A 21,781-nucleotide genomic window follows, 5' to 3' on the forward strand; every position below is an offset into this window, starting at 1 on the left:
GCCGGGTTACTTCCTGGGGCCGACCGGCGAGGGCCTCATCGACAACAGCGCTGAACTTGTTCTTGGCATCTTGCAGGGTCCACATATCGGCCTCCATATATACAGGCTAGATAGGTGGCTAGGTGCAATCTGTCAAATGGAAGATAATGAGCGTTATGTAAAGTGTCCCCAATCTTCGGGTGCATTACCCCATCCGTTCGGAGGCAAACGATCCAGGTGACGCCGGGAAGACTACTGTCTTGTTTCCATTAACCAAAACGCGCCGATGTATGTGGGCATGAATCGCACGTGCGAGGACGAGGCTTTCAACATCGCGCCCCAATGCGACATAGTCATTTGAGCTTTGCGCGTGGGTTACACGGGCTATGTCCTGTTCAATGATCGGGCCTTCATCAAGATCAGCGGTTACATAGTGAGAGGTTGCCCCGATCAGTTTCACACCTCTTTCAAAGGCCTGCTTGTATGGGTTGGCGCCTTTGAAGCTCGGTAAAAAGGAATGATGGATGTTAATGATACGACCTTGCATCTTCTGACACATTTCATCGGATAGCACCTGCATATAGCGCGCAAGAACGACGAGTTCGGCGCCGGTTTCTCCTAAAATTCGCATCTGAGCGGCTTCTGCTTCCACCTTGTTTTCCGCGGTCACTTTGATGCAGTGGAATGGAATATCGTGGTTCACGACGACCTTTTGATACTCAAGATGGTTGGAAACAACTGCAACGATGTCGATCGGCAGCGCACCGATCTGCCAGCGATAAAGAATGTCGTTAAGGCAATGTCCAAAACGAGACACCATCAGGACGACCTTCATCTTTGCCGCTCCATCGTGAAAAGCAAATGACATGTCTAAGTCATCCGCGATACCTGAAAACAATTGGGTAAACGCTTCGGGATCAATGTCGCCTTCGTGCGCGAAATTCACCCTCATGAAGAACTTCCCAGTCTCGGCATCATCGAACTGCGAACTGTCTGTGATGTTGCATCCCTGTTCTGCAAGAAATGTCGAAATCGTGGCGACAGTTCCTGGTTTGGATTGGCAAGTGACTGTCAGGATCAGGTTAGACATGGATTTCTCTCTCAAGAACGGTTTGGATGTTCCGTTTAGCTGCTTGGATTTCATAAAGATTAGGGTTTAGGCAGTTTTTCCCCGGCGATTGGTCGAGTATTTGGGGGCCTCTTAATTAATCAGACCTCACGCCCCGAAGTTGCGTTCTTGAGCCATCTACGCATGGAGATTCCGGCATCCAAAAAGGGGCGCGGTGGCAAGCGGCGCGCGTCAGGTAAGGCAAGTTGCAGACTAAGAAGGTCGCTATCGAGGCCTTCCATATGTTCGGCCAACAGGGCTCCTGTTGCCTCGCCTCGGGTCATCGGAGAGACATCATTCGTCAAGATGGCATAGAGGTTTGGACCATATTCGCCAAAAACCGTTCCGTTGTTGGTGGTGAATGCCATCGCTCCGCCCCAACTGTGTTCAAATCCAATGCTGGACAAGGCCGGCCACCGAATGGTCAATGCCTTTCGGTGCATCGTCGCGATGTCGGAAATGCGGGCGGCCGACGCGGATTTTCCGGGTTCAAAATTATAGTGATTTCGCAAGAAAAGCCTATTGTCTCTGGTCAATCGGACGGTTGAGCCGACCTCGGAGCCACCAAGCAAGCCAAACTCCTCTCCGGTGCCCAGGTTCCTGAGCGATTCAGGGTCCAGTGGATTGGTCAGGCTGGCATAGGTCGCCATGGGCACGAATTTCCCGGTGGCGATTCCGAAATCCTTCAGAAAAACACCTGTCGCTAACACCAATCGATCCGTTTGGATTTGACCTTGTTGTGTGACAATCCGATAGCCGTCGTTCTCTCGGGCAAAGGACACGACCGGCGTGTTTTCAAAAAGTTGCACATTGGCTGGAAGGTTTCGCGCCAAGCCTCGCATCATTGCGGCTGGATTGACCAATGCGCTGCCGGGCACACACAGAGCGGACGAATAGAACTCGGTTCCGATCCGTTTGGCTATCTCACCACGATCTTGTCTGTCGTGATGCAGGCCCAGTGCCTCAAGTGTCGCTGAAATCTCGCTCAGGCGTTTTTCGCCATCTGGCCCCGCCGCCCCATAAAAACGACCTGAGTCGTTCCAATCACATTGGATTTGCCATTCTTCAACCTTGTTGCGCAGGCTGTCCAAACCGGTTTGCCAAAACTTCATATTCCGGCGCAACACATCCAGATTTTTTGGAGGCCCGTGGGAATGCAAGTTCAGCATAAAACCGGCATTGCGCCCTGATGCACCAAATCCAACTCGCTCCGCTTCAATGAGGCATATATCATCGTTGGGGCAAAGCTCGCTCAGGCGATTGGCAACCGAAATGCCGCAGATACCCCCACCCACAATAGCAGTCTTGACGCGCACTTCGCCTGTGACCCCGCGCGGTTCAGGCGCATTGGGGAGCGTTTCCCACCACCCGTTGCTGTCGTGGTGTTCGGGCAGCCTGCGCACCTGACGCATGGGTCAATACCCCCGTTGCAAATCTACGATCGGTGTCGGGGTGCCCCCGCTCATAGCAGTGCGGATATTGTCTGCGATAAACTGGGCTGCAGAACGCTCATTGGAAGGCGCTGCGGCATGTGGGGTCACAAAGACGTTCGGGTGGTCCCAATATGGATCATCATGCGGCAATGGTTCTGTCCGAAACACATCCAACGCGGCGGCTTTGATCTTTTCGGATTCAAGTGCGTTCAACAGGTCCGCATCAACGATTGAGGCCCCACGACTACAGTTGATGATAAAGGCTCCATCAGGCATTTTGGTGAACGCGTTGGCATCCAGAAGGTTTTCGGTTTGTGGCGTCAGCGGAAGCAAATTCACCAAGATATCGGCCTCTGCAAGTAACGCATCAAACTGCGCCTCACCGTGCAGACACCGCACGCCTTCAATCTCTTTCGGACTGCGCGCCCAGCCTGTCACATCGAAACCCAGATCGCGCAAACGACGACAGGCATCCTGACCGGTTTGGCCAAGCCCCATTATCGCAACACGCCTGTCGCCATTGTCAGGATACCGGTGGCGGAGCCATTTCTTTTCGCCCTCATACTGTTTGTAGAGATAATAAGAGCGGTGGAAATGCAGGACCCAATGGATGATATGACAAGACATGTCCAGAACCAGCATATCATCCTGGAGCCGGACAATTGGCACATCCAATGGCGCATCTGGATCTTCGGTGATGTGTGTCACACCTGCCCCAATTGAAAATATGTATTTCAGGTTCGGGAACCGGCCAAGATAGCCATGCGGAGCAGCCCAGGCCACCGCATATTCAATATCGTTCACATCCCCCAGATTATCCACGGTCCGGATATCGGCAGTTGTACCCGCCTCTGAAAACGCAGTGTCCCAGAGGTCTCTTGTTGCATCATCCCAGTGAAAGAAAATGGCCATTCTTACGTCTCCTCAAGTCGGCTTTACATAGAGTTCAATTTGGTGTCCGGAATGTCTTGCTGGGCCCATGGGTCCACTCAGTCTTGATTCAGCAGGGGCTCATAAACCAGCTCTCCGGTGGAGAAACGAAACGGATTTAACTCAGCTGCCACCGGATCGTTGCTCTGCCCATTAAGAACAATCTCGGACATAACGCGGCCTGCCGCCGGGCCGGTCATGAAACCGCGATATGACGACACGGCGACAAAGACCCCGGGCAGCGCCGTCTCGCCATAGACACCCTGCATGTCCGGCGTCACAGACGACGAACCGCCCCAGGTGCGCAATATCTTGAGATGCGACAGCCCCGGTGTCAGGTCCTGCAATTGTCGCCCCGCAAACTTCAGAAAATCCGGTTGTGAGCTGATGTCGCCACCCGGGTCACGATGCCGCGTTACGGTAAAGACGATGGACCCTCGCGCCGTCTGGGCGAGCGCAATGTGATGCTTGAGTGAAACGACCATCGGGGCGACGCAAGGCGCGCAGGGTTGGCTGACAAGTGCTTCTTTGGGAAGGCCGGTGATCGGCAAGGCAGCACCATGCTCTTCCAACAATTCCGAAGCGGCCCAATCTGTGCAGATCAGGACTTTGTGCGCGCAAATTTCTCCAAATGCACCGCGTGCTGCATACCGATCCCCCTCGGGCCTTAGAGCGTCAATGCAGGTACTGTATTGAATTTCAACGCCCAGCCGGGTGGCTGCTTTTTGTAACGCATCGAGGTATTTGAACGGGTTTGCGACGCCATCCTTGCCGCAAAATGCTCCGCCCGCAATCCCGGCGGGATTGAGAGAAGGGACCATCTTCATGCAGTCTTCAGGCGTCATACTTTCGGACGGGACGCCAAATCTGTGCTGCAAGGCCTGCGCATCATTCAGGCGCTGCAATTCTTTTTCATTGCTGGCAAGTAAGAGATAACCGGATTGATGCAACTCGATCCCATCGGGATACTCCAGATGGCTCTCGATCTCTTCAAAAAACCTGATGCTTTCCTGACATAGGCGGATGTTCAGCTCCAGCCCCCATTGCATCCGAAAGCCCGAACCGTTGCGCCCGGATGCCCCGCTGGCAAATTCACCTGCATCAACCACAAGGATTTCTGCGCCGGTGTCATGTTTGGCAATATTCCACGCGCAGGACAAACCATAGATGCCCGCACCTATGATCAAGATATCACAAGCCCTGACGTCAGGTCGCATCCGCTTCTCCAGTGACTGCGTTGGCAAGGTCCGCCAGTGAAACAGGGCGCGCCAAGGGGCGCGCAGTCATCGGCTCTGGCGGTGCTTTCTGCGTTCGCAGCGTCGCCATATGCGAAACTGTGTGCAGACAACTGTGACCGCCACACCATCCCATACCGCAACGAGTGTTGCGCTTTACGGCGTTGATCAAAAGGTGCCCTTGGTCAAATGCGGCCAGAACGTCCTTCTTTGATATACCTTCGCAGCGACAGATGGTGGTGTTCGGCAATGAGAGATCCCACAGTCCCGTTGGTAGGGTCAAGGAACTTGCAACGACCTTCTGAAATCTTTGGTGCCGGGCACGAGTCTTAGTCTCTTTGATCTGTGTTTCCGGCCCATCCCCTGCACAAAATCGTGCCGCAGCATTTCCGACGATCGAACCCTCGGACTGGGCGACAAATGCACCTCGCAAACCGGCCATATCGCCACAAGCAAAGACGCCGGGGACTGAAGTACGTCCAAAGGCATCGGTCTTGGGATGCCATCCGGACAAGTTCCCATATTTCATTTCTACGCCGAACATTGCAGCCAGTTCCGCGTTGGCGACAAAACCGTAGTTGATTGCCAATACGTCGGTCTCAATCGTCATTTCGGTGTTTGGAAGCGCCCTGCCTTTTGCATCAACCCGCGCAAGGGTAACAGCCTCCAACTGCCGCCGACCTTCAGCCCGGATCGGGACATAGCGTTTCAGCCGTTGTGTGTTTGCCAAAAGTATGGTCGCCAGATGTCCGAAACCGTCCAGAACCGTCTCGTAACCATTCAAAAGGGACAGGGGTCGTTTTCCAAACGCGGCGAGCGAGTTAAGCAGCGCTAGGGCCAGGACATCAACACCCGCCCGCAACATCTGTGCAGCAACGATCAATGGCAGGGGGCCAGCGCCCGCAACCACCATCCGCTTGCCCGGAACGGTCATTTGGGCTTTCAATATAGATTGCGCGCCCCCTGCCCCCAAGATGCCGGGCAAGGTCCAACCCTCGAACGGGAAAATCTTTTCCCGCACCCCCGCCGCGAGCACGACTGCATCTGGGCGCAAAGTATGGGTGGTGGCGTTGGAAACGTATTGAAGCTCTGGACCGGCAAAGGCGGATATGACCTGGGCCTCTGGCACATGGTGGATTTGCGAGGCGATAGCGCCAAACCCCGCCAGAAGATCGGCTTTGCGTTTTTGCTCAGCGTGTGAGGTGAATGATGCTGCAACTACATCCGAAATCGGACGCCGATATATTTGCCCACCGACACGCGAGGCTTCGTCCAGCAGCGTCACTTTGCACCCTGCTTTGTTGGCAGCAATCGCCGCAGACATACCCGCCGGACCGGCGCCGACAATCGCAACGTGACCGGGACTCATTCTAGACCCTCCTGCGTTTCCACCCGCATTCCCGGCTGTGCAATCGCCAAACAGGCACGTTCATTGCTGACCCCATTGATGCGGCAGCGGCATTCCCAACAGAAGCCAATCCCGCAGAATGTCCCTTTCGGGACGCCGAATTCGTCAATCCGAAGACAGTATTGTCCCGCCTGCATCAAAGCAGCTGCAACACTTTGACCTTTGCGCGCTGAAACAGGTTTCTCGTCAAAAAGGAACTCAAAGGCACCCTCGGACGAAACTGGTTTTTGGCAACCCATGGTTCGTTCATCTCTCGCTATTGGGCTATACCCTTTTTGTTGTGACGTTGCATTTGGTCGTGGAGATTGCTCCGCCCAAGATCGTCGGGGCAGTCATCAAATTACATGTCCGCTGCGTTCTGCATCTGTGACGGCAGATAGGTTGCGAGTTCCGGGAAGCTCATCAGGATGGCAATCATCAGCAACATGACAAGCACCATCGGTGCCGTGGATTTTGCAACAAACGCCACGCTTTTCCCTGTCAGCCCCTTTAGCAAGAAGATGTTGAACCCGATCGGCGGCGTGATCTGCGCAACCTCGACCACCAAAACGAGATAGATGCCAAACAGGATCAGATCGATGCCCGCGCCCTCGATGATGGGCAACATAATCGACATCGTCAGAACGATGATCGAAATGCCATCAAGGAAACAGCCCAGCAACAAATAGAAAATCGTGATGACAACGATCAAAAAGAAGGGCGTCATGTTCATGTCTGCGATCCAGGCGGCCAGTTCACGCGGTATGCCCAAATAACCCATGGCCAAAGTCAGAACCTTTGCGCCTTGCAAGATCAGCATGATCATACAAGTGGTACGTACAGCCGCAAGAATGCTCTGGTACATACCGCTGAATGAGAGCGTCCTGTTCAGGAATGCGAGGAACATTGAGGCAAAGACACCGATTGTTGCTGCTTCTGTTGCTGTTACCCAGCCACGATACATTGTCACCATGATCGACAGGATCAGGAAGGCGACAGGGATCAGATTACCCGAACTTTTGATCGCCGACATGATGCCGGGCCATGGCTCAGCCTTGGGGAATTTTTTGGGGTTCAGCCACGTCCAGATCACAATGTAACCAACGAAAAGCAGCGACAGCATGATGCCCGGGAAGATGCCCGCAAGAAACAGCTTTGCGATGGATTCCTCAACAATCGCACCATAGACGATCAAGATGATAGAAGGAGGGATTAACAAGCCAAGCGAACCGGCGGCGGCAAGTGTCGAAATTGCCAGACTGTCGGGATAGCCGCGCTTGCGCAGTTCCGGCATCGTGATCCGGCCCACCGTGGTTACAGTCGCCGCGGACGATCCGGTTACCGCCGCAAACACTGCGCAGCCCAGAATGTTCACATGCATCATCCCGCCCGGCAACCTGGTCGTCCAGGGGGCAATGCCCTTGAATATGTTTTCTGCAATCTTGGCTCTGTGCAGGATTTCTCCCATCAGGATGAAGAGCGGCATCGCCGTCAAGGTCCACGAACTTGAGATACCCCACATCGCGGTGAAAGTTGCGCCGCCAGTCGGGCGATCTATGAAGAAAATTAGCCCAACAGAGGCCACGCCCAGCAGCGACAATCCAATCCAGACGCCAAAGGTCAGCATCAGTGCGAGCGAACCCGCCAAGATCAATCCTTGAGATAGTAGATCCATGCTCTAGTGCCCCTCGTCCATGATTGATTTGGCGGCGCCAAGCGGCACATCACGCGCAAACAACAGCAGCATGAGCCGCGAAAAGATCATCAGGAACAGCATCCCGAAGCCGACAATCATGACAGATTGCGGGATCCAGAGCGGCGTAGCATCATGACCCTGGGAAATATCGTTGAACTTTAGAGAAAACCCGACGCCGGTCCAGGAAACATATGTGGCAAATCCTGACAACACCGTCCCAAATACGTGCGCCACAATCTCTGTAGATCGCCTCAGCGCCATTGGACCTTCGAGTAAGAAGCTCACACGAACGTGCGAGTACTCCTTCATCGCGTATGCCAGCCCCATAAAGGCGACGGTAGCGAAACAATAAGACGCGTATTCCGGCGCGCCGGCGACGGAAAACCCAAAGGTTCGGCCCAGTACCTGACCGGCAACGAGAACCGGCATGATCACAAATGCGACTACGGCAACAAGCGCTCCTACAAAACTCAGCTTTTCAGCAAAATTATGAAGCATGATTGCAATGGATCTCATAGTGTCCCCCGAACTGGGGCTCACCTCGCCTGAAGACAAAGTCGAGCCACCCAATGTTAAAGTACTACCGATTTGACAAACCACAGACCGCGGGTCCTTGCGGCGTTGACCACCGCAAGGAATGCGATGGTCTTTTCAACGCGCGTTACTTCGCGGCGTTGTAAGCATCCAGTATACGCTGGCCGGGCTCACCTGCCTTTTCCAGCCATTCGGCTGTCATTGTTGCGCCGATTTCCTGGAACCCGGCATTGAGAGCCTCGCTTCCCGAGCTCACTTCCATACCATTCTCGATCATTACGGTGTTGTACCAGCCGGCCAGTTCACGCGCGCGCGCCAAACCTGATGCTTCGGCCATTAAAGATATCCCACGCACCATGTTCTGCGTAGCCGGATCGAGAGCATCCCAAGTTTCCTTGTTGATCAACACAACATTCCGGGGCAGCCACATGTTCAGCTCATAGTAGTATTTCAGCACTTCCCAGAGCTTTTTCTCGTAGCCCGAAGAACCTGAGCCAACAGTTGCGTCCGCCACGCCTGTTGAAAGTGCCTGTGTCAATTCAGAATACTCAATCTGCACGCCCTGAGACCCGGCCAGCTCGGCCAAATGCAGGATGGCCGCGTTATATCCACGGACTTTGAGGCCCTGCATGTCCTCAATCGTCTCGAGCTTGTTCTTGGAGTACAGCCCTTGCGCGGGCCATGGAACCGAGAACAAGGCGACCAGATTCTGATCGGCCAGAATTTCATCCATGACCGGGGTCGCCGCTTTCCACAATTTGACCGATTCATCAAAGGAAGGCGCAAGGAATGGGACTGAATCAACGCCGAATACCGCGTTTTCGTTCTCGTGCGCAGAGATGATGCGTTCGCCCAGTACAACCTGGCCTGTCTGAACGGCGCGTTTGATCTCATTGCCCGGGAAAAGAGAGCCACCCGAGTGAATCACGATCTCCAATTCTCCACCTGTCGCGACCCCGATGGCATCGGCCCAGTCCCGCAGGTTTTCGGTCATATAACTATTGTCAGGGTATGCTGTGGGCATATCCCATTTTTCAGCCAGTGCACTGGTGGCAAAACCAGTTGCGACGAAGGTGGCGACGGTTACTCCGCTGCGAAGTCTTTCAAGAATCATTTCATTCTCCCTGTTATCTCACTTGCATACAAACAACATTAGTCCTACGTCAAACAATTTGTGCTCCACGCATACATCAAGCACTCGATTAGCGTGATAAATGCGCGTATGCCGCATATTTACGGCGCAATATCGCGAAGAAAATAAAATCTTCGCCCTGCGGAATAATGAAGATTTTCATCTAGACTTCTTGACGGATGATCTATTTGCATGCAAACCATAGGTCGGAGGGATGCCAAATGTACACAAGTGATATCTTCGAGCAGCTGGCTTGCCTGGAAACAGATGGGCCAAAGGCTGCAGTGCCTGAGGGCAAGAGTGGTCAGGTGGAGGCGCTCTATCGTCACCTCAAGACCGATCTGTTGTGCGCGACATTTTCACCCGGCGAACGGCTAATCGAAGAGCGTCTTGCAGAGAGATATCAGGCCTCAAGCCGAACGCCCGTTCGTGAAGTTCTGGCCCGCCTCAAGAGCGAGGGCCACGTAAGCGTGCGTGGCAGGTCATTCATAAGCCCCCAGTACACTCCGGCGTATCTGCTGCAACTCTATGATGTTCGCCTAACCCTGGAAGAGCTTGCTGTTCGTGGAGCGACCAGATCGAAAGACACCGAAGGCCTCAGACATTGCTTGAGCATTATCGCAGCGGCACAGGGCCACGGCAGCGCGATCGCCGTCAATGCGGCCGATGGATTGTTCCACCTCAAGATCGCCGAGATGTCTGGCAACGAAGTATTGTCTGACATGCTTGCTCAAATTCACGAGAAGGTTTTTCAGACCCGCAATCTCTTTTTTGCGGCCGAGGCAGAGCAAGGCAACGTGGTCCAAGAGCACGAGTTTATTCTGGCCGCCGTTGAACGCGGTATCGAAGACGTAGCAATCGCCGAAATGTCACATCATTTGACCGAATCCCGGCAAAAATTCAATGATCTCATGAACTGATCCCGCCCTGTTTTTAACGCGCTACCCGGCCTGCGCGAACATCAGAGAATAACCATGCAAGACCTATACAGATCATCAAATGCCATATTGCCCATCGCCAGCCGCATCGACGGCATGGGTGTATCGCGCATTCTGCAACTGGCGCAACTCGCGCGCGAGATGAAAGCTGACGGCATTCCGGTGATCGACCTTTCAGCAGGTCAGCCGGATTTTGACACGCCTGAGAATATTCGCGCCGCTGCCAAAGCCGCAATCGATCATGGCGAGACACGCTATACTTCACTGGATGGCACCGCACCTATGAAGGACGCGATCCGGCATAAGTTCAAAGCCGACAACGGGTTGGACTATAAACGAACCGAAGTGATGGCCGGTGCCGGCGCCAAGCAACTTTTGTTCAACGCGTTTATGGCAACCTTGAACGAAGGTGACGAAGTCATCCTGCCAACGCCATGCTGGCTTTCCTACTTTGACATCGTAAAGGTTGCCGGGGGTACTCCCGTCGCGGTGCCCGGGTCGCTCGAATCCCGCTACAAGATCACACCCGGCCAGCTGCGCAAAGCGATCACGCCCCAAAGCCGTTGGGTGTTGTTGAATTCGCCAAGCAACCCATCAGGAGCGGTATACGCAGAGAATGAATTGGCCGCCCTCCTGGCCGTGGTCGAAGAGCATCCAAACCTTTGGGTGATGTCGGACGATGTCTACGAACATATACGTTTTGGGAACGCGGCTTTCGCGACACCCGCGTCGGTACGCCCGGATCTGGCAAACCGCATTCTGACAGTGAATGCTGTTTCAAAGGCGTTTGCGATGACCGGGTGGCGGCTGGGATACGCGGCGGGGCCAGCGGGATTGATTAAGTCCATGTCGATCATCCAAAGCCAAAGCACATCCAACCCCAGCTCGGTTAGCCAAGCGGCCGCTGTCGAAGCCCTTACTGGCCCACAGGATTTCCTGAGCATCGCGCGCGAGACCTACGCACGTCGCCGGCAGGTGCTTTTCGATGGGCTCAGCAAGATTGCTGGGATCGAAGCCACACCACCCGAGGGGTCGTTCTTTGCCTTTGTCCGGGTTTCAAGCCTGATCGGCAATCAAACGCCGGACGGCAAGGTGCTGTCCGACGATGCCGTTCTCAGCGCCTATCTGCTCGAAGCGGCGAATGTGGTGACTGTTCCCGGATCCGAATTCGGCCTGCCCGAACATCTGCGACTGTCATTTGCCGTTGCAGATGACGAAATCAAAACCGCCCTGAACCGCATTGCGTCTGCAATCGGCGCGCTAAACCCATCGAAAGAACCTGTCAAATGACCACAAGTAAAACAACCGTCCGCGCCGCTGATCATCTGGTGGATCAGTTGGTCGTACAAGGCATCGATCAAGTGTTTGGCGTTCCCGGAGAAAGCTATCTTCCTGTTCTTGACGCGTTGCATGATCAGCAGGACAAGATCAGGTTTGTCACTTTCCGACAGGAAGGTGGGGCCGCAATGGCCGCGGACGCCTATGGCAAACTGACGGGCAAACCCGGAGTTTGCATGGTCACGCGCGGGCCCGGTGCAACCAACGCAAGCGCAGGCGTTCATATCGCCTTTCAGGATTCGACGCCGATGATCCTGTTCATCGGGCAAATCGCGCGCAGCATGACAGAGCGCGAAGCGTTTCAGGAAATCGACTACCGGCGTATGTTCGGTCAAATGGCCAAATGGGTCGCGGAAATAGATGATGCCTCGCGCATTCAGGAATTCGTAACACGCGCTATTCGCACGGCGACGTCCGGGCGACCGGGGCCGGTTGTCCTCTCTCTCCCCGAGGACATGCTTTATGATATGATCGAGCAGCCGGCCCCACCTGCCCCGATTTCAACGGTCAGGTTTCAACCCGCCCCGGACGCCATGGCGCAGTTGCAAAGCAGAATTGTCAAGGCCGAACGTCCATTGATCATGGCAGGCGGTGGCGGTTGGACGCCCAAGGGAATCGAGGCACTCGCCCGGTTTGCCAAGAAGCAAGACCTGCCGGTCACAGCCTCGTTCCGCAGCCAGGCGCTGATGAACAACGAACATCCGAACTACGTCGGGCATTTTAGCGTCGGTACAACTCCCTATCTGGCAGATGCGTTGGCAAGTACAGATCTGCTGATTGCCATCGGGCCCCGCTTGGGCGAAATGACAACGGGTGGGTACACTGCGATCAAATCCCCGATACCCGACCAGGCACTTGCCCATATTTTCCCAGCTGGCGAAGAAATTGGTCGTGTCTATGAACCTGCGATTTCGCTCGTATCCGACACTGAGAGTTTCTGTCTTGCCGCCGCCGAATGGGATCCAGTCGCCCCTGGAAAATTCACCAAACGGCTGACCGACCTGCGCGCAAAATATGTCGCCTTCAATGATCCATCGTCTGTAGAAGGTGATCCTCTGGCCCCCTACTTTGCACATATGGCAGATGTGCTGCCGGCGGATGCGATCCTGTGCAATGGCGCGGGCAATTATTCTGGATGGTTGCACCGCTTTTATCGCTATCGTGCGCCGGGATCACAGCTTGCTCCGACCTCCGGGTCCATGGGTTATGGATTGCCGGGTGCGATTGGCGCCGCAGCGACGATTCCGGAACGCGAGGTCTATGCCATCGCCGGGGATGGATGTTTCATGATGACAAGTCAGGAAATGGCTACTGCCGTTCATCACAACCTGAACCTTACCGTGATCGTCATTGACAATGGCAGATACGGCACCATTCGGGCGCATCAGGAACGCGAGTTCCCCGATCGGGTATCCGGCACCATGCTCACCAACCCGGATTTCACTGCATTCGCCCAATCTTTTGGAGCATCCGCCATCAAGGTTGAGGATCTGGACGCCTTCAAATCCGCTTTGGCAGAAGCCCGTTCCCGTGGCGGCGTGAATTTCATCGAAGTCCCGCTGGACCGATCCTACCTTGCTCCCGGCAAGCAGCTTAGCTGAAGCATGAGCCATGAAATATAACGCTTGGAACATCTTCCGTCAGGGCCTGACAGGAAACCGGGGCTGGAAAGAGGCGTGGCGCAAGGCCGAGCCGAAACCAGAGTATGACATCATCGTCGTTGGTGGTGGCGGACATGGCGTGGCGACGGCTTATTATCTTGCCGCCAAGCATGGCAAACACCGTGTTGCAGTCCTCGAAAAGGGATGGATCGGCGGCGGCAACGCCGGGCGAAACACGACAATTGTGAGGTCCAACTATCTGCTGCCGGGCAATCAACCTTTCTACGAGCTGTCCATGAAGCTTTGGGAGGGATTGGAACAAGAACTGAACTATAACGTCATGATGTCTCAACGCGGCATGCTGAACCTGCTGCATTCCGATGCGCAGCGTGACGCAGGTGCCCGCCGGGCAAATGCGATGATCATGTCAGGGGCGGATGGGGCGTTGCTGGATCGGGACGAACTGGAACAGAACTATCCGTTTCTTGATTTCGACAATGCGCGATTTCCGATCAAGGCGGGCCTGCTCCAGCGCCGCGCAGGTACCGCGCGGCATGACGCTGTCGTCTGGGGATATGCGCGCGCTGCGGACCAGTTGGGCGTTGATATCATTGAAAACTGCGAAGTCACCGGCTTTCAGATCACAGACGGTCATTGCACAGGAGTCGAAACCTCGCGCGGTCCGATCAAGGCGGCCAAGACAGCTGTCTGTGTCGCAGGCAGTTCGGGCCGCGTGTTGGCTATGGCCGGGATGCGGCTGCCAATCGAGAGCTTTGCCTTGCAGGCGTTTGTCTCAGAAGGATTGAAACCCGTACTGCCCACCGCATTTTCCTTTGGCGCCGGGCATTTTTATGTCAGCCAGTCCGACAAGGGCGGATTGGTGTTTGGCGGCGATCTGGATGCCTACAATACATATGCACAACGCGGGTCTCTGGATATCGTGCAGGATGTTGCGGAATGCGCGGTAGCGGTCATGCCATCCATCGGACGCGCACGCCTGCTGCGGTCGTGGGGCGGATTGATGGACATGTCGATGGACGGCTCACCCTTCATCGACCAGACGCATATAGACGGCCTCTACTTCAACGGCGGCTGGTGCTATGGCGGGTTCAAGGCGACGCCTGCATCGGGTTTCTGTTACGCGCATTTTCTGGCGACCGACCGGCCGCATCCCGTTGCTGCCGAGTACCGTCTCGACCGAACCATGTCCGGCGCGATGATAGACGAAAAGGGCCAGGGCGCCCATCCCAACCGACATTGAGAGACCATCATGATCATTGATCACCCCCTATTGGGCCCACGCGACTCAGCCGAGTTCACCTATTTCGGTGCGGCGACCTTGATGGACCGACCAACACCCGAAGACGGGCCAAAAGCCATGCATGACTATGTCTATCTGCGCGACAACCCAGTGGGGCTGCACCGTGAGCTTTGGTATCATGCGCAAGGGGATCGGTCATGGTTGGTCGTCACGCGCGATACGATGACTCAGGTGATAACCCACGTTGAATTGGCGCGCGATGTCGCCACTGCCAAAGCTGGATGCAGGTCATGAATGTGCGTTTGCCCGGCGCGCTGGTCGATACTGCGCAGCCTCTGAATTTCACATTCAACGGAAAAAAAATGTCCGGCTTCGCTGGCGACACCCTGGCATCCGCGCTGTTGGCCAATGGGCAGAAATTGGTTGGAAGATCGTTCAAGTATCACCGCCCTCGGGGGATTTTCTCTGCAGGCTCCGAAGAACCAAACGCCTTGATGACTCTGCACGACGGGGCGGCAACCACGCCGAACACCCGCGCAACAGTCGTTCCCCTGATCGAAGGGCTGCAGGCCCGCAGTCAAAACCATCAGGGGTCGCTTGAACGTGATTTGTTGGCCGTGAATGATCTGATGGCCCCATTTTTCGGGGCCGGGTTCTATTACAAGACCTTCATGTGGCCCGCCGCATTCTGGGAAAAACTGTATGAGCCAATTATCCGCAAGGCCGCTGGATTGGGTGCCCTGTCCGACAGAGACGACCCAGAACACTATGGCAAAGCCCATGCACACTGTGACCTGCTGATCATCGGTGGTGGCGCTGTCGGCCTGATTACCGCGTTGGTGGCAGGTCGCGCCGGCGCAAAGGTAATTCTGGCGGATGAAGATGTACGTTTGGGTGGTCGACTGCTGGCCGAACAATCGACACTCGACGATATGAAAGGTTCTGCCTGGGCGGGTCAGGCGTTGGCGGAACTGGCAACGCTGCCCAATGTCAGAGTGCTTTCCCGCTGTACCGTCTGGGGCACCTATGACCACGGTATCTATGCCGCGCATCAATACACGGGGTATGATCACCCAACCAACGATGGGGCACAGTCGTTGCTCTGGCGGATATACGCCAGGCAGACATTGCTTGCGTCCGGCGCAACAGAACGCCCGATCGCGTTTCCCAACAATGACCGGCCCGGCATTATGCTGGCTGGTTCTGTCCGCGCTTATGCCAATCGATGGGGCGTTGCTCCCGGCCAGCGCGTGACATTGTTCACCAACAACGATGACGGCTGGCGAACGGCAATTGATCTGACAAATCTTGATATCGAAGTCACCGCCATAATCGACAGCCGCGTCCAATGTGACATGACTGCGCCAGAAGGGGTCGAGGTATTGATGGGGCGGACTGTCGCCAACACCCGCGGCCGTCACGCATTGCGCGAAATCAGGCTGGACAATGGGCGCAAGATCGAAACGGACTGCCTCGCAGTGTCAGGGGGATGGAACCCGAATGTGCATCTGACCTGTCATCACAGAGGACGCCCGCACTGGTCCGATGAACTGGCTGCTTTTTTACCCGGTACAGAGCTACCCCCGGGTATGTCCGTGGCCGGGGCAGCGGCTGGCCAGTTTCAGATTGGAGCCGCTTTGCAACAGGCCGCAACCGAATGCCTTGGAGCGCTGCAAAAGCTGGACATCTCCGCCACCGCGCCTGCCCTGCCTAAGACGTCGGAGGCCTCCTATAACATCCATCCGCTTTGGCAAACCGGCAAAGGGCGTGCTTGGGTGGATTTGCAAAACGACGTATGTGCAAAAGACATTCAACTTGCCCATCAAGAAGGGTTCCGTTCGGTCGAGCACCTCAAGCGCTATACCACGCTTGGCATGGCAACTGATCAGGGCCGCACGTCCAATGTGTTGGGCCTTGCCGTGATGGCCGAGGCCAGTGGCAAGACGATACCGGAGACCGGCACCACCATTTTTCGACCTCCGTATACGCCAGTGCCCATCGGCGCGCTTGCAGGACCCGAACGGGGCAAAGAACATCGGCCCACACGCCTGACCCCTGCACACGATTGGGCCACAGCACAGGGTGCCGAGTTTGTTGAATCTGGCGCTTGGATGCGAGCGCAATGGTTTGCGCGTCCGGGCGAAAACCATTGGCGTCAAAGTGTGGACCGCGAAGTGAAGGCCACCCGCAACTCTGTCGGGATTTGTGACGTTTCGACATTGGGGAAAATCGATCTCAAGGGGCGCGACGTGGCGACGTTCCTCAACCGGGTCTATGCCAACAAATTTGCCAAACTGGCCGTGGGCAAGACCCGCTATGGGCTGATGCTGCGTGACGATGGTGTCGTGATGGATGATGGGACAACGGCCCGCCTTTCCGAAAACCACTACGTCATGACCACGACCACGGCGAATGCCGGACCTGTCTATCAGCATATGGAGTTCTGCCTTCAATGCCTCTGGCCTGAGTTGGACGTGCATATGAATTCGACAACCGACGCATGGGCACAGTTTGCAGTGGCAGGCCCCAAGTCTCGCGCCCTGTTGGCCAAGATCGTAGACTCGCCGTTTGACGTTTCCAATGAAGGGTTTTCGTTCATGGCTTGCGGGGCTTTGACCATCTGCAACGGCACACCCGCACGCCTGTTCCGCGTCTCATTCTCTGGTGAGTTGGCGTATGAATTAGCGGTACCCGCACGCTTTGGAAATGCGCTGGCTGAAACGCTGATGACGGTTGGCGCCGAGTTTGGTGTCACTCCTTACGGCACTGAGGCGCTCAATGTGATGCGCATTGAAAAAGGTCACGCCGCGGGCGCAGAACTTGATGGCCGCAATACCGCATTGAACCTGAAAATGGGTGGCATGACCGGCAAAGAGACCGACTTTATCGGCAAGGCCATGGGGCAACGACCTGCAATGCAGGGTGATGACCTGCCCCGCATGGTCGGTTTGAAACCTCTGAATTCCAACGATGTGTTAAATGCCGGTGCGCATCTGATCGAAAACGACGCGGAGCCAACGACAGACAATGACCTTGGCTGGCTGACGTCTGTGGCGTTCTCGCCAACGCTTGGCCACTCTATTTCGCTCGCCTTTCTGAAGAATGGCCACAACCGGGTGGGCGCGCAGTTGCGGGCCTGGGACGGCGCGCGTGGCAAAGACATCGCCGTCGAAGTCGTTTCACCGCATTTTTATGATCCTGAAGGGGGGCTGCAACGTGCTTGAACCCACTATGAAAGAGCTTGCCACAAGCCACCGGCTGACCGATGTAACCGACTCGTTTCCCGGCGCAGAGTTGTCTGTGATTACGGAAAAAAAGCTGATTGCCGTGAATTTCACAGCAGCCCGCGCGCGCGAGTTTATCGATATTCTGGGGGCGCTGCCGCAGCCCGGAAAAAGCACCGATTGTCAGGGACATCATCTGTTATGGACCGAAGCCGGACAGGTCTTTTGCTTTGCTACCTCCGCTCAACTTGGTGAAGCAACGCTTCAACGGGACCTCGGCGACACGGCCTATGTCACCGATCTTTCAGATGGGTGGATTGCGGTCAGCTTGACCGGAGAGAATGCACAAACACTGATCGACCATGTGGCAATGCCTGATCTGAGTGTCGGCGCATTCGAACAAGGCGCCGTCACCAGCACCCTGTTTGCACACCTTCGCGTCATAATCTGGCGCAATGATTCCGACGCATTCACATTGCTGTCTACAGCATCTTCCGCCCAATCATTTCTGCACGCCTTGAGAGGTGAGCTAGCCACTGCGGCGAACTATCTGGAGCGAAGCCATGTTTGAAAACCTGATCAATGGGCAATGGGTGCCGGCCGATAAATCAACGACGAACCGGAACCCTGCCAACCCTGATGATGTGATCGGGACCTATGCCACCGCTACAAAAAATGATGTGGATAGGGCCATTGCCGCGGCGTCCGAAGCGGCAGACGGTTGGGCGCATAGCTCACCTCAATTTCGCGCTGACCTGCTGGACGCGGTCGGCACGCGTATTCTTGATCGTAAAGAAGAAATCGGACGTCTATTGGCCCGAGAAGAAGGCAAAACACTAGTTGAAGCCATTGGCGAAACAACCCGTGCGGGACATCTATTTAAGTTCTTCGCTGGCGAAGCCCTGCGGTTCTCAGGCGATCTTGTACCGTCTGTTCGCCCCGGTGTGGATGTCGAAGTGACGCGCGAGCCCTTGGGCGTGGTTGGGCTGATTACCCCTTGGAATTTCCCCATCGCAATCCCTGCATGGAAAATCGCACCAGCGCTCGCCTATGGCAATACAGTGGTTTTTAAACCCGCTGATCTCACACCCGGTTGTGCTCATGTCATCGCGACTTTGCTCCACGATTGTGGTTGCCCGCCCGGCGTCTTAAACTTGGTTATGGGGCCGGGGTCCCTGATCGGGCCGATGCTGGCCGAAAGCCCGGATGTTACCGTGATTTCCTTTACCGGTTCCGAAGGGATCGGCGCTGGCCCTGCCGAAACCTGCGGGCGGACGCGTAAGAAATTACAGCTCGAGATGGGCGGTAAAAACCCGATGGTCGTCTTGGATGACGCCGATTTGGATGTGGCCGTTGGGGCCTGCCTCAACGGCGCGTTCTATTCGACCGGGCAACGGTGCACGGCGTCTTCGCGGCTGATTGTGCAGTCCGGCATCTATGATGCCTTTGTCGACAAACTCATTACCCAGATGAAGGCCCTGCGGTTGGGCGACCCGCTCGATCCGACCACGCAAATCGGTCCTGTTGCGTCAGAAAAACAGCTTCGCAATAACCTTGGATATGTCGATTTAGCGCGCCAGGAAGATGCCGAGGTCGTTGGCGGCACGCCACTGGACAGACCCGGATTCTTTCAGACCCCTGCCCTGTTTCTGAATGCAACAAATAGCATGCGCAGTTCTCAGGAAGAGATTTTTGGCCCCTGTGCTTCGGTGATCAAAGTGGATGATCTGGAAGAGGCAATCATGACTGCGAATGCCACAAAATTCGGCTTGTCCTCTGGCATCTGTACGAACAATCTTGCAGCGATGCGTGCGTTCAAGCGTCGATCGCAGGCCGGAATGGTCATGGTAAACCTGCCCACAGCGGGCGTGGATTATCACGTGCCATTTGGCGGACGCAAAGGATCAAGTTTTGGCTCCCGCGAACAGGGCCGCTATGCGGTCGAATTTTATAGCGCCGTCAAAACCACCTACATTGGTGAAGGTTGAATCATGAGCCTTGATAGTAAGCTTTCGCAACTATTGGGAACTTTGGGTTGGTTGACCGGTCCTGATGATACGGCGCCTTATGTTCGGGATTGGCTTGACCGCTACGGTGTTCAGCCTATCGGCGTCGCGCGGCCCGCAAATACTCAGGAAGTCTCAGACGTCATACGTGTGTGTTCCGAGGCCGGCACAATAGTCGTCCCACAAGGCGGTGGCACGGGTTTGGTTGGTGGTTCGGTGGCGAGCAATCCCAATAGCGTGATCCTTTCGCTGTCTCGGATGGCCAAGATTGAGGAAATCGACGAAAGCGATTTTACCGTCATTGTCGAGGCTGGCGTTGTGCTGGCCCGGTTGCATGAACAGCTTCAGGCCCAGAACTTGGCATTCCCATTGCATCTTGGCTCCGAGGGCAGCGCACAAATCGGGGGGTTGATTGCGACCAACGCGGGCGGCAGCCACGCTTTTCGATACGGCTGTATGATGGATCTTGTGCTCGGTCTCGAAGTTGTTTTGCCCAACGGAGAAATCTGGAACGGAATGCGGCGTTTGATCAAAGACAACTCGGGCTTTCAGTTGCGCAAATTGTTTTGCGGCTCCGAGGGTCGGTTGGGTGTTGTCACCCGCGCAGCTTTGCGCCTGTACCCTGCCCCGCGATCTCGCGCGACGGCATTGATCGCCGTTCCGGATATCAACGCCATGATGGTGGCCGGGAATGCCTTGCGGCGGAGCTGTGGCGAAATGCTGGTCGCCATGGAGTTCTTTGACGATGCAATCCTCGATTTATCTTTGTCCAAAATTCCCGACTTGAGTTGGCCGATGGAAAGCCGCGCAGCTTACTATCTCCTCGTTGAATTGAGCACGTCGATTGCCAGCCTGAACCTTGATACGGTGCTGGAAAACTTACTTGAGCCCGTTTTTGAAGACGGTCTTGCGATCGATGCGATTGTCGCACAGTCTGAAGCCCAACGCGCGGCTCTGTGGCGGATACGAGAGGAATTGCCCGAAGGCACTTTACGCGAAGGACGCCAGATCAAGCATGACATCGCCGTTCCGATCAGCCAAATTCCCGCGTTTCTCGCCGATTGCGCCCCCAAAGTGCAGGCCGTTCTGAATGGAACACGTATCTGGACGTTTGGCCATCTGGCCGACGGTAATATCCACTATAACCTTTCACCGCCAAGAGAGACGACTGATTTCGCGGACCTAGACGCTGAAATTTCAGCCGTTATCTATGCAACAGCAGAAAGTCACGGAGGAACGTTTGCAGCGGAACACGGAGTAGGCCGCAGCAAGCGAGCCATTGCGGAAACGCTGCGATCTCCTGTTGAGCGTCACTTGATGGTACAAGTTCAAAAATCTTTGGATTCTAGAAACTTGATGAACGAGGGCGTCATCACATCAAGCGCCAATACAAACATGGCAAGTCGGCTTTGATAATGCAACCGCCCTCCGACGGCATCTATGTGCCAAGGGACCGCGTTGCACGAATAGTGCTCGCGCCGCATTTGCCCCTTTCCCCGGTTCGTTATGCGACACGCTCATAGGCCGCACGACCGAGACGGGTCATGCGGTTAAGGGCGTTGACAGCGATGCGGGCTTCGGTTGTCTGGGTCTCCATGTTGCGGCTGCGCAGTTCCAGTCCGATGACCTGTTTGTAGCGCCCGATCTGGGCCTCGCCGCGCGATCTCTGACCATAACCGGTGGCCTCTGCCAGGCCATTCGGCCAGCTTCGGTTTTCATGTCCATATGGGCGTTACGTGCCTGGCAATCTCAGGGAACGGCGTTCTTGGGAGGCGGAATGATCAGCTCGACATCCGCACCGAAAGCCTGTCAGATCGTTGCGGCGATTGGTGTGCCGTCAGCTTGTTGCATGGGTCAGAATATGGGCGCAGTCGCCCCTTTCCCCAAGTGACTATGCGGCTCGCTTGAAGACCGCACGACCAAGTCGGGTCATGCGGTTGAGTGATTTGGTGGCGATCTGGTTTTCTGTGACTTGGCGG

General features: G+C 55.5%; 18 protein-coding genes. 9 read left to right on the forward strand and 9 right to left on the reverse strand.

Translation table 11 applies throughout. The annotated features are described in order from the left end of the window. The 9 genes from ABJO75_RS27745 to ABJO75_RS27785 all read right to left on the reverse strand — a co-directional run. Positions 1-85 (reverse strand): type II toxin-antitoxin system prevent-host-death family antitoxin (locus tag ABJO75_RS27745; protein WP_348126642.1); only part of this gene is annotated, 85 nt, incomplete at its 3' end. A 99-nt stretch (positions 86-184) separates the two neighbouring features. Continuing rightward, positions 185-1,069, reverse strand: a complete 885-nt coding sequence (gene purU, locus ABJO75_RS27750) for a formyltetrahydrofolate deformylase (RefSeq protein WP_348129293.1) — start codon at positions 1,067-1,069, stop codon at positions 185-187. 119 nt (positions 1,070-1,188) lie between these two features. Next, complete coding sequence (locus tag ABJO75_RS27755) at positions 1,189-2,499, reverse strand: FAD-binding oxidoreductase (protein ID WP_348129296.1); 1,311 nt, start codon at positions 2,497-2,499, stop codon at positions 1,189-1,191. Positions 2,500-2,502: 3 nt separating this feature from the next. Further along, complete coding sequence (locus tag ABJO75_RS27760; protein ID WP_348129298.1) at positions 2,503-3,432, reverse strand: glyoxylate/hydroxypyruvate reductase A; 930 nt, start codon at positions 3,430-3,432, stop codon at positions 2,503-2,505. Between the two features lie 77 nt (positions 3,433-3,509). Next, positions 3,510-4,667 carry an FAD-binding oxidoreductase gene (locus tag ABJO75_RS27765; RefSeq protein ID WP_348129301.1) on the reverse strand — a complete coding sequence of 386 codons (1,158 nt, stop codon included), beginning with the start codon at positions 4,665-4,667 and terminating at the stop codon, positions 3,510-3,512. Further along, a complete protein-coding gene (locus tag ABJO75_RS27770) occupies positions 4,657-6,108 on the reverse strand; it encodes an FAD-dependent oxidoreductase (protein WP_348129337.1) in 1,452 nt (483 codons plus the stop codon). Before ABJO75_RS27770 ends, ABJO75_RS27765 begins: the two co-directional genes overlap by 11 nt. Positions 6,109-6,433: 325 nt before the next feature. Beyond that, positions 6,434-7,747: a TRAP transporter large permease subunit gene (locus ABJO75_RS27775; protein WP_348129304.1), complete on the reverse strand. Its 1,314-nt coding sequence runs from the start codon at positions 7,745-7,747 to the stop codon at positions 6,434-6,436. 3 nt (positions 7,748-7,750) lie between these two features. Beyond that, positions 7,751-8,266, reverse strand: coding sequence for a TRAP transporter small permease subunit (locus ABJO75_RS27780; RefSeq protein ID WP_348414003.1), 516 nt, complete (start codon positions 8,264-8,266; stop codon positions 7,751-7,753). A 163-nt stretch (positions 8,267-8,429) separates the two neighbouring features. Then, on the reverse strand, positions 8,430-9,416 hold the full coding sequence (locus tag ABJO75_RS27785; protein WP_348129310.1) for a TRAP transporter substrate-binding protein: 987 nt from the start codon (positions 9,414-9,416) through the stop codon (positions 8,430-8,432). 239 nt (positions 9,417-9,655) lie between these two features. Here ABJO75_RS27785 and ABJO75_RS27790 point away from each other — a divergent pair, with 239 nt between their 5' ends. From ABJO75_RS27790 to ABJO75_RS27830, 9 genes are read left to right on the forward strand one after another with little or no spacing between them, the layout of a single operon-like run. After that, positions 9,656-10,354 (forward strand): GntR family transcriptional regulator, encoded by a 699-nt coding sequence (locus ABJO75_RS27790; protein ID WP_348129312.1) that lies wholly within the window; start codon positions 9,656-9,658, stop codon positions 10,352-10,354. 54 nt (positions 10,355-10,408) lie between these two features. Beyond that, entirely contained in the window at positions 10,409-11,662 is a 1,254-nt protein-coding gene (locus tag ABJO75_RS27795; protein ID WP_348129315.1) for a pyridoxal phosphate-dependent aminotransferase, read from the forward strand. Beyond that, positions 11,659-13,311 (forward strand): thiamine pyrophosphate-dependent enzyme, encoded by a 1,653-nt coding sequence (locus ABJO75_RS27800; RefSeq protein ID WP_348129318.1) that lies wholly within the window; start codon positions 11,659-11,661, stop codon positions 13,309-13,311. Before ABJO75_RS27795 ends, ABJO75_RS27800 begins: the two co-directional genes overlap by 4 nt. 10 nt (positions 13,312-13,321) lie before the next feature. Then, positions 13,322-14,572, forward strand: a complete 1,251-nt coding sequence (locus tag ABJO75_RS27805; RefSeq protein WP_348129321.1) for a sarcosine oxidase subunit beta family protein — start codon at positions 13,322-13,324, stop codon at positions 14,570-14,572. 9 nt (positions 14,573-14,581) lie between these two features. Beyond that, the gene (locus tag ABJO75_RS27810) at positions 14,582-14,866 is read left to right on the forward strand and encodes a sarcosine oxidase subunit delta (protein WP_348129324.1); all 285 of its coding nucleotides are present in this window, start codon (positions 14,582-14,584) and stop codon (positions 14,864-14,866) included. Then, positions 14,854-17,796, forward strand: coding sequence for a sarcosine oxidase subunit alpha family protein (locus ABJO75_RS27815; RefSeq protein WP_348129326.1), 2,943 nt, complete (start codon positions 14,854-14,856; stop codon positions 17,794-17,796). Before ABJO75_RS27810 ends, ABJO75_RS27815 begins: the two co-directional genes overlap by 13 nt. Beyond that, entirely contained in the window at positions 17,789-18,367 is a 579-nt protein-coding gene (locus ABJO75_RS27820; RefSeq protein ID WP_348129328.1) for a hypothetical protein, read from the forward strand. Before ABJO75_RS27815 ends, ABJO75_RS27820 begins: the two co-directional genes overlap by 8 nt. Beyond that, entirely contained in the window at positions 18,360-19,784 is a 1,425-nt protein-coding gene (locus ABJO75_RS27825) for an aldehyde dehydrogenase family protein (protein WP_348129331.1), read from the forward strand. The genes ABJO75_RS27820 and ABJO75_RS27825 overlap by 8 nt, the downstream gene beginning before the upstream one ends. Positions 19,785-19,787: 3 nt before the next feature. Then, positions 19,788-21,215: an FAD-binding oxidoreductase gene (locus ABJO75_RS27830; RefSeq protein WP_348129334.1), complete on the forward strand. Its 1,428-nt coding sequence runs from the start codon at positions 19,788-19,790 to the stop codon at positions 21,213-21,215. Positions 21,216-21,781 lie beyond the last annotated feature (566 nt).

Origin of the sequence: Sedimentitalea sp. (assembly GCF_039973035.1) — a bacterium.
GTDB lineage: Bacteria > Pseudomonadota > Alphaproteobacteria > Rhodobacterales > Rhodobacteraceae > Sedimentitalea.

Bases quoted from the DNA above. Each gene is read 5' to 3' on its own strand.
- ABJO75_RS27785 (WP_348129310.1), bottom strand. From the start codon at position 9,416: ATGATTCTTGAAAGACTTCGCAGCGGAGTAACCGTCGCCACCTTCGTC.
- ABJO75_RS27815 (WP_348129326.1), top strand. From the start codon at position 14,854: ATGCAGGTCATGAATGTGCGTTTGCCCGGCGCGCTGGTCGATACTGCG.
- ABJO75_RS27765 (WP_348129301.1), bottom strand. From the start codon at position 4,667: ATGCGACCTGACGTCAGGGCTTGTGATATCTTGATCATAGGTGCGGGC.
- ABJO75_RS27760 (WP_348129298.1), bottom strand. From the start codon at position 3,432: ATGGCCATTTTCTTTCACTGGGATGATGCAACAAGAGACCTCTGGGAC.
- ABJO75_RS27790 (WP_348129312.1), top strand. From the start codon at position 9,656: ATGTACACAAGTGATATCTTCGAGCAGCTGGCTTGCCTGGAAACAGAT.
- ABJO75_RS27825 (WP_348129331.1), top strand. From the start codon at position 18,360: ATGTTTGAAAACCTGATCAATGGGCAATGGGTGCCGGCCGATAAATCA.
- ABJO75_RS27780 (WP_348414003.1), bottom strand. From the start codon at position 8,266: ATGCTTCATAATTTTGCTGAAAAGCTGAGTTTTGTAGGAGCGCTTGTT.
- purU (WP_348129293.1), bottom strand. From the start codon at position 1,069: ATGTCTAACCTGATCCTGACAGTCACTTGCCAATCCAAACCAGGAACT.
- ABJO75_RS27805 (WP_348129321.1), top strand. From the start codon at position 13,322: ATGAAATATAACGCTTGGAACATCTTCCGTCAGGGCCTGACAGGAAAC.
- ABJO75_RS27795 (WP_348129315.1), top strand. From the start codon at position 10,409: ATGCAAGACCTATACAGATCATCAAATGCCATATTGCCCATCGCCAGC.
- ABJO75_RS27800 (WP_348129318.1), top strand. From the start codon at position 11,659: ATGACCACAAGTAAAACAACCGTCCGCGCCGCTGATCATCTGGTGGAT.
- ABJO75_RS27810 (WP_348129324.1), top strand. From the start codon at position 14,582: ATGATCATTGATCACCCCCTATTGGGCCCACGCGACTCAGCCGAGTTC.
- ABJO75_RS27755 (WP_348129296.1), bottom strand. From the start codon at position 2,499: ATGCGTCAGGTGCGCAGGCTGCCCGAACACCACGACAGCAACGGGTGG.
- ABJO75_RS27830 (WP_348129334.1), top strand. From the start codon at position 19,788: ATGAGCCTTGATAGTAAGCTTTCGCAACTATTGGGAACTTTGGGTTGG.
- ABJO75_RS27775 (WP_348129304.1), bottom strand. From the start codon at position 7,747: ATGGATCTACTATCTCAAGGATTGATCTTGGCGGGTTCGCTCGCACTG.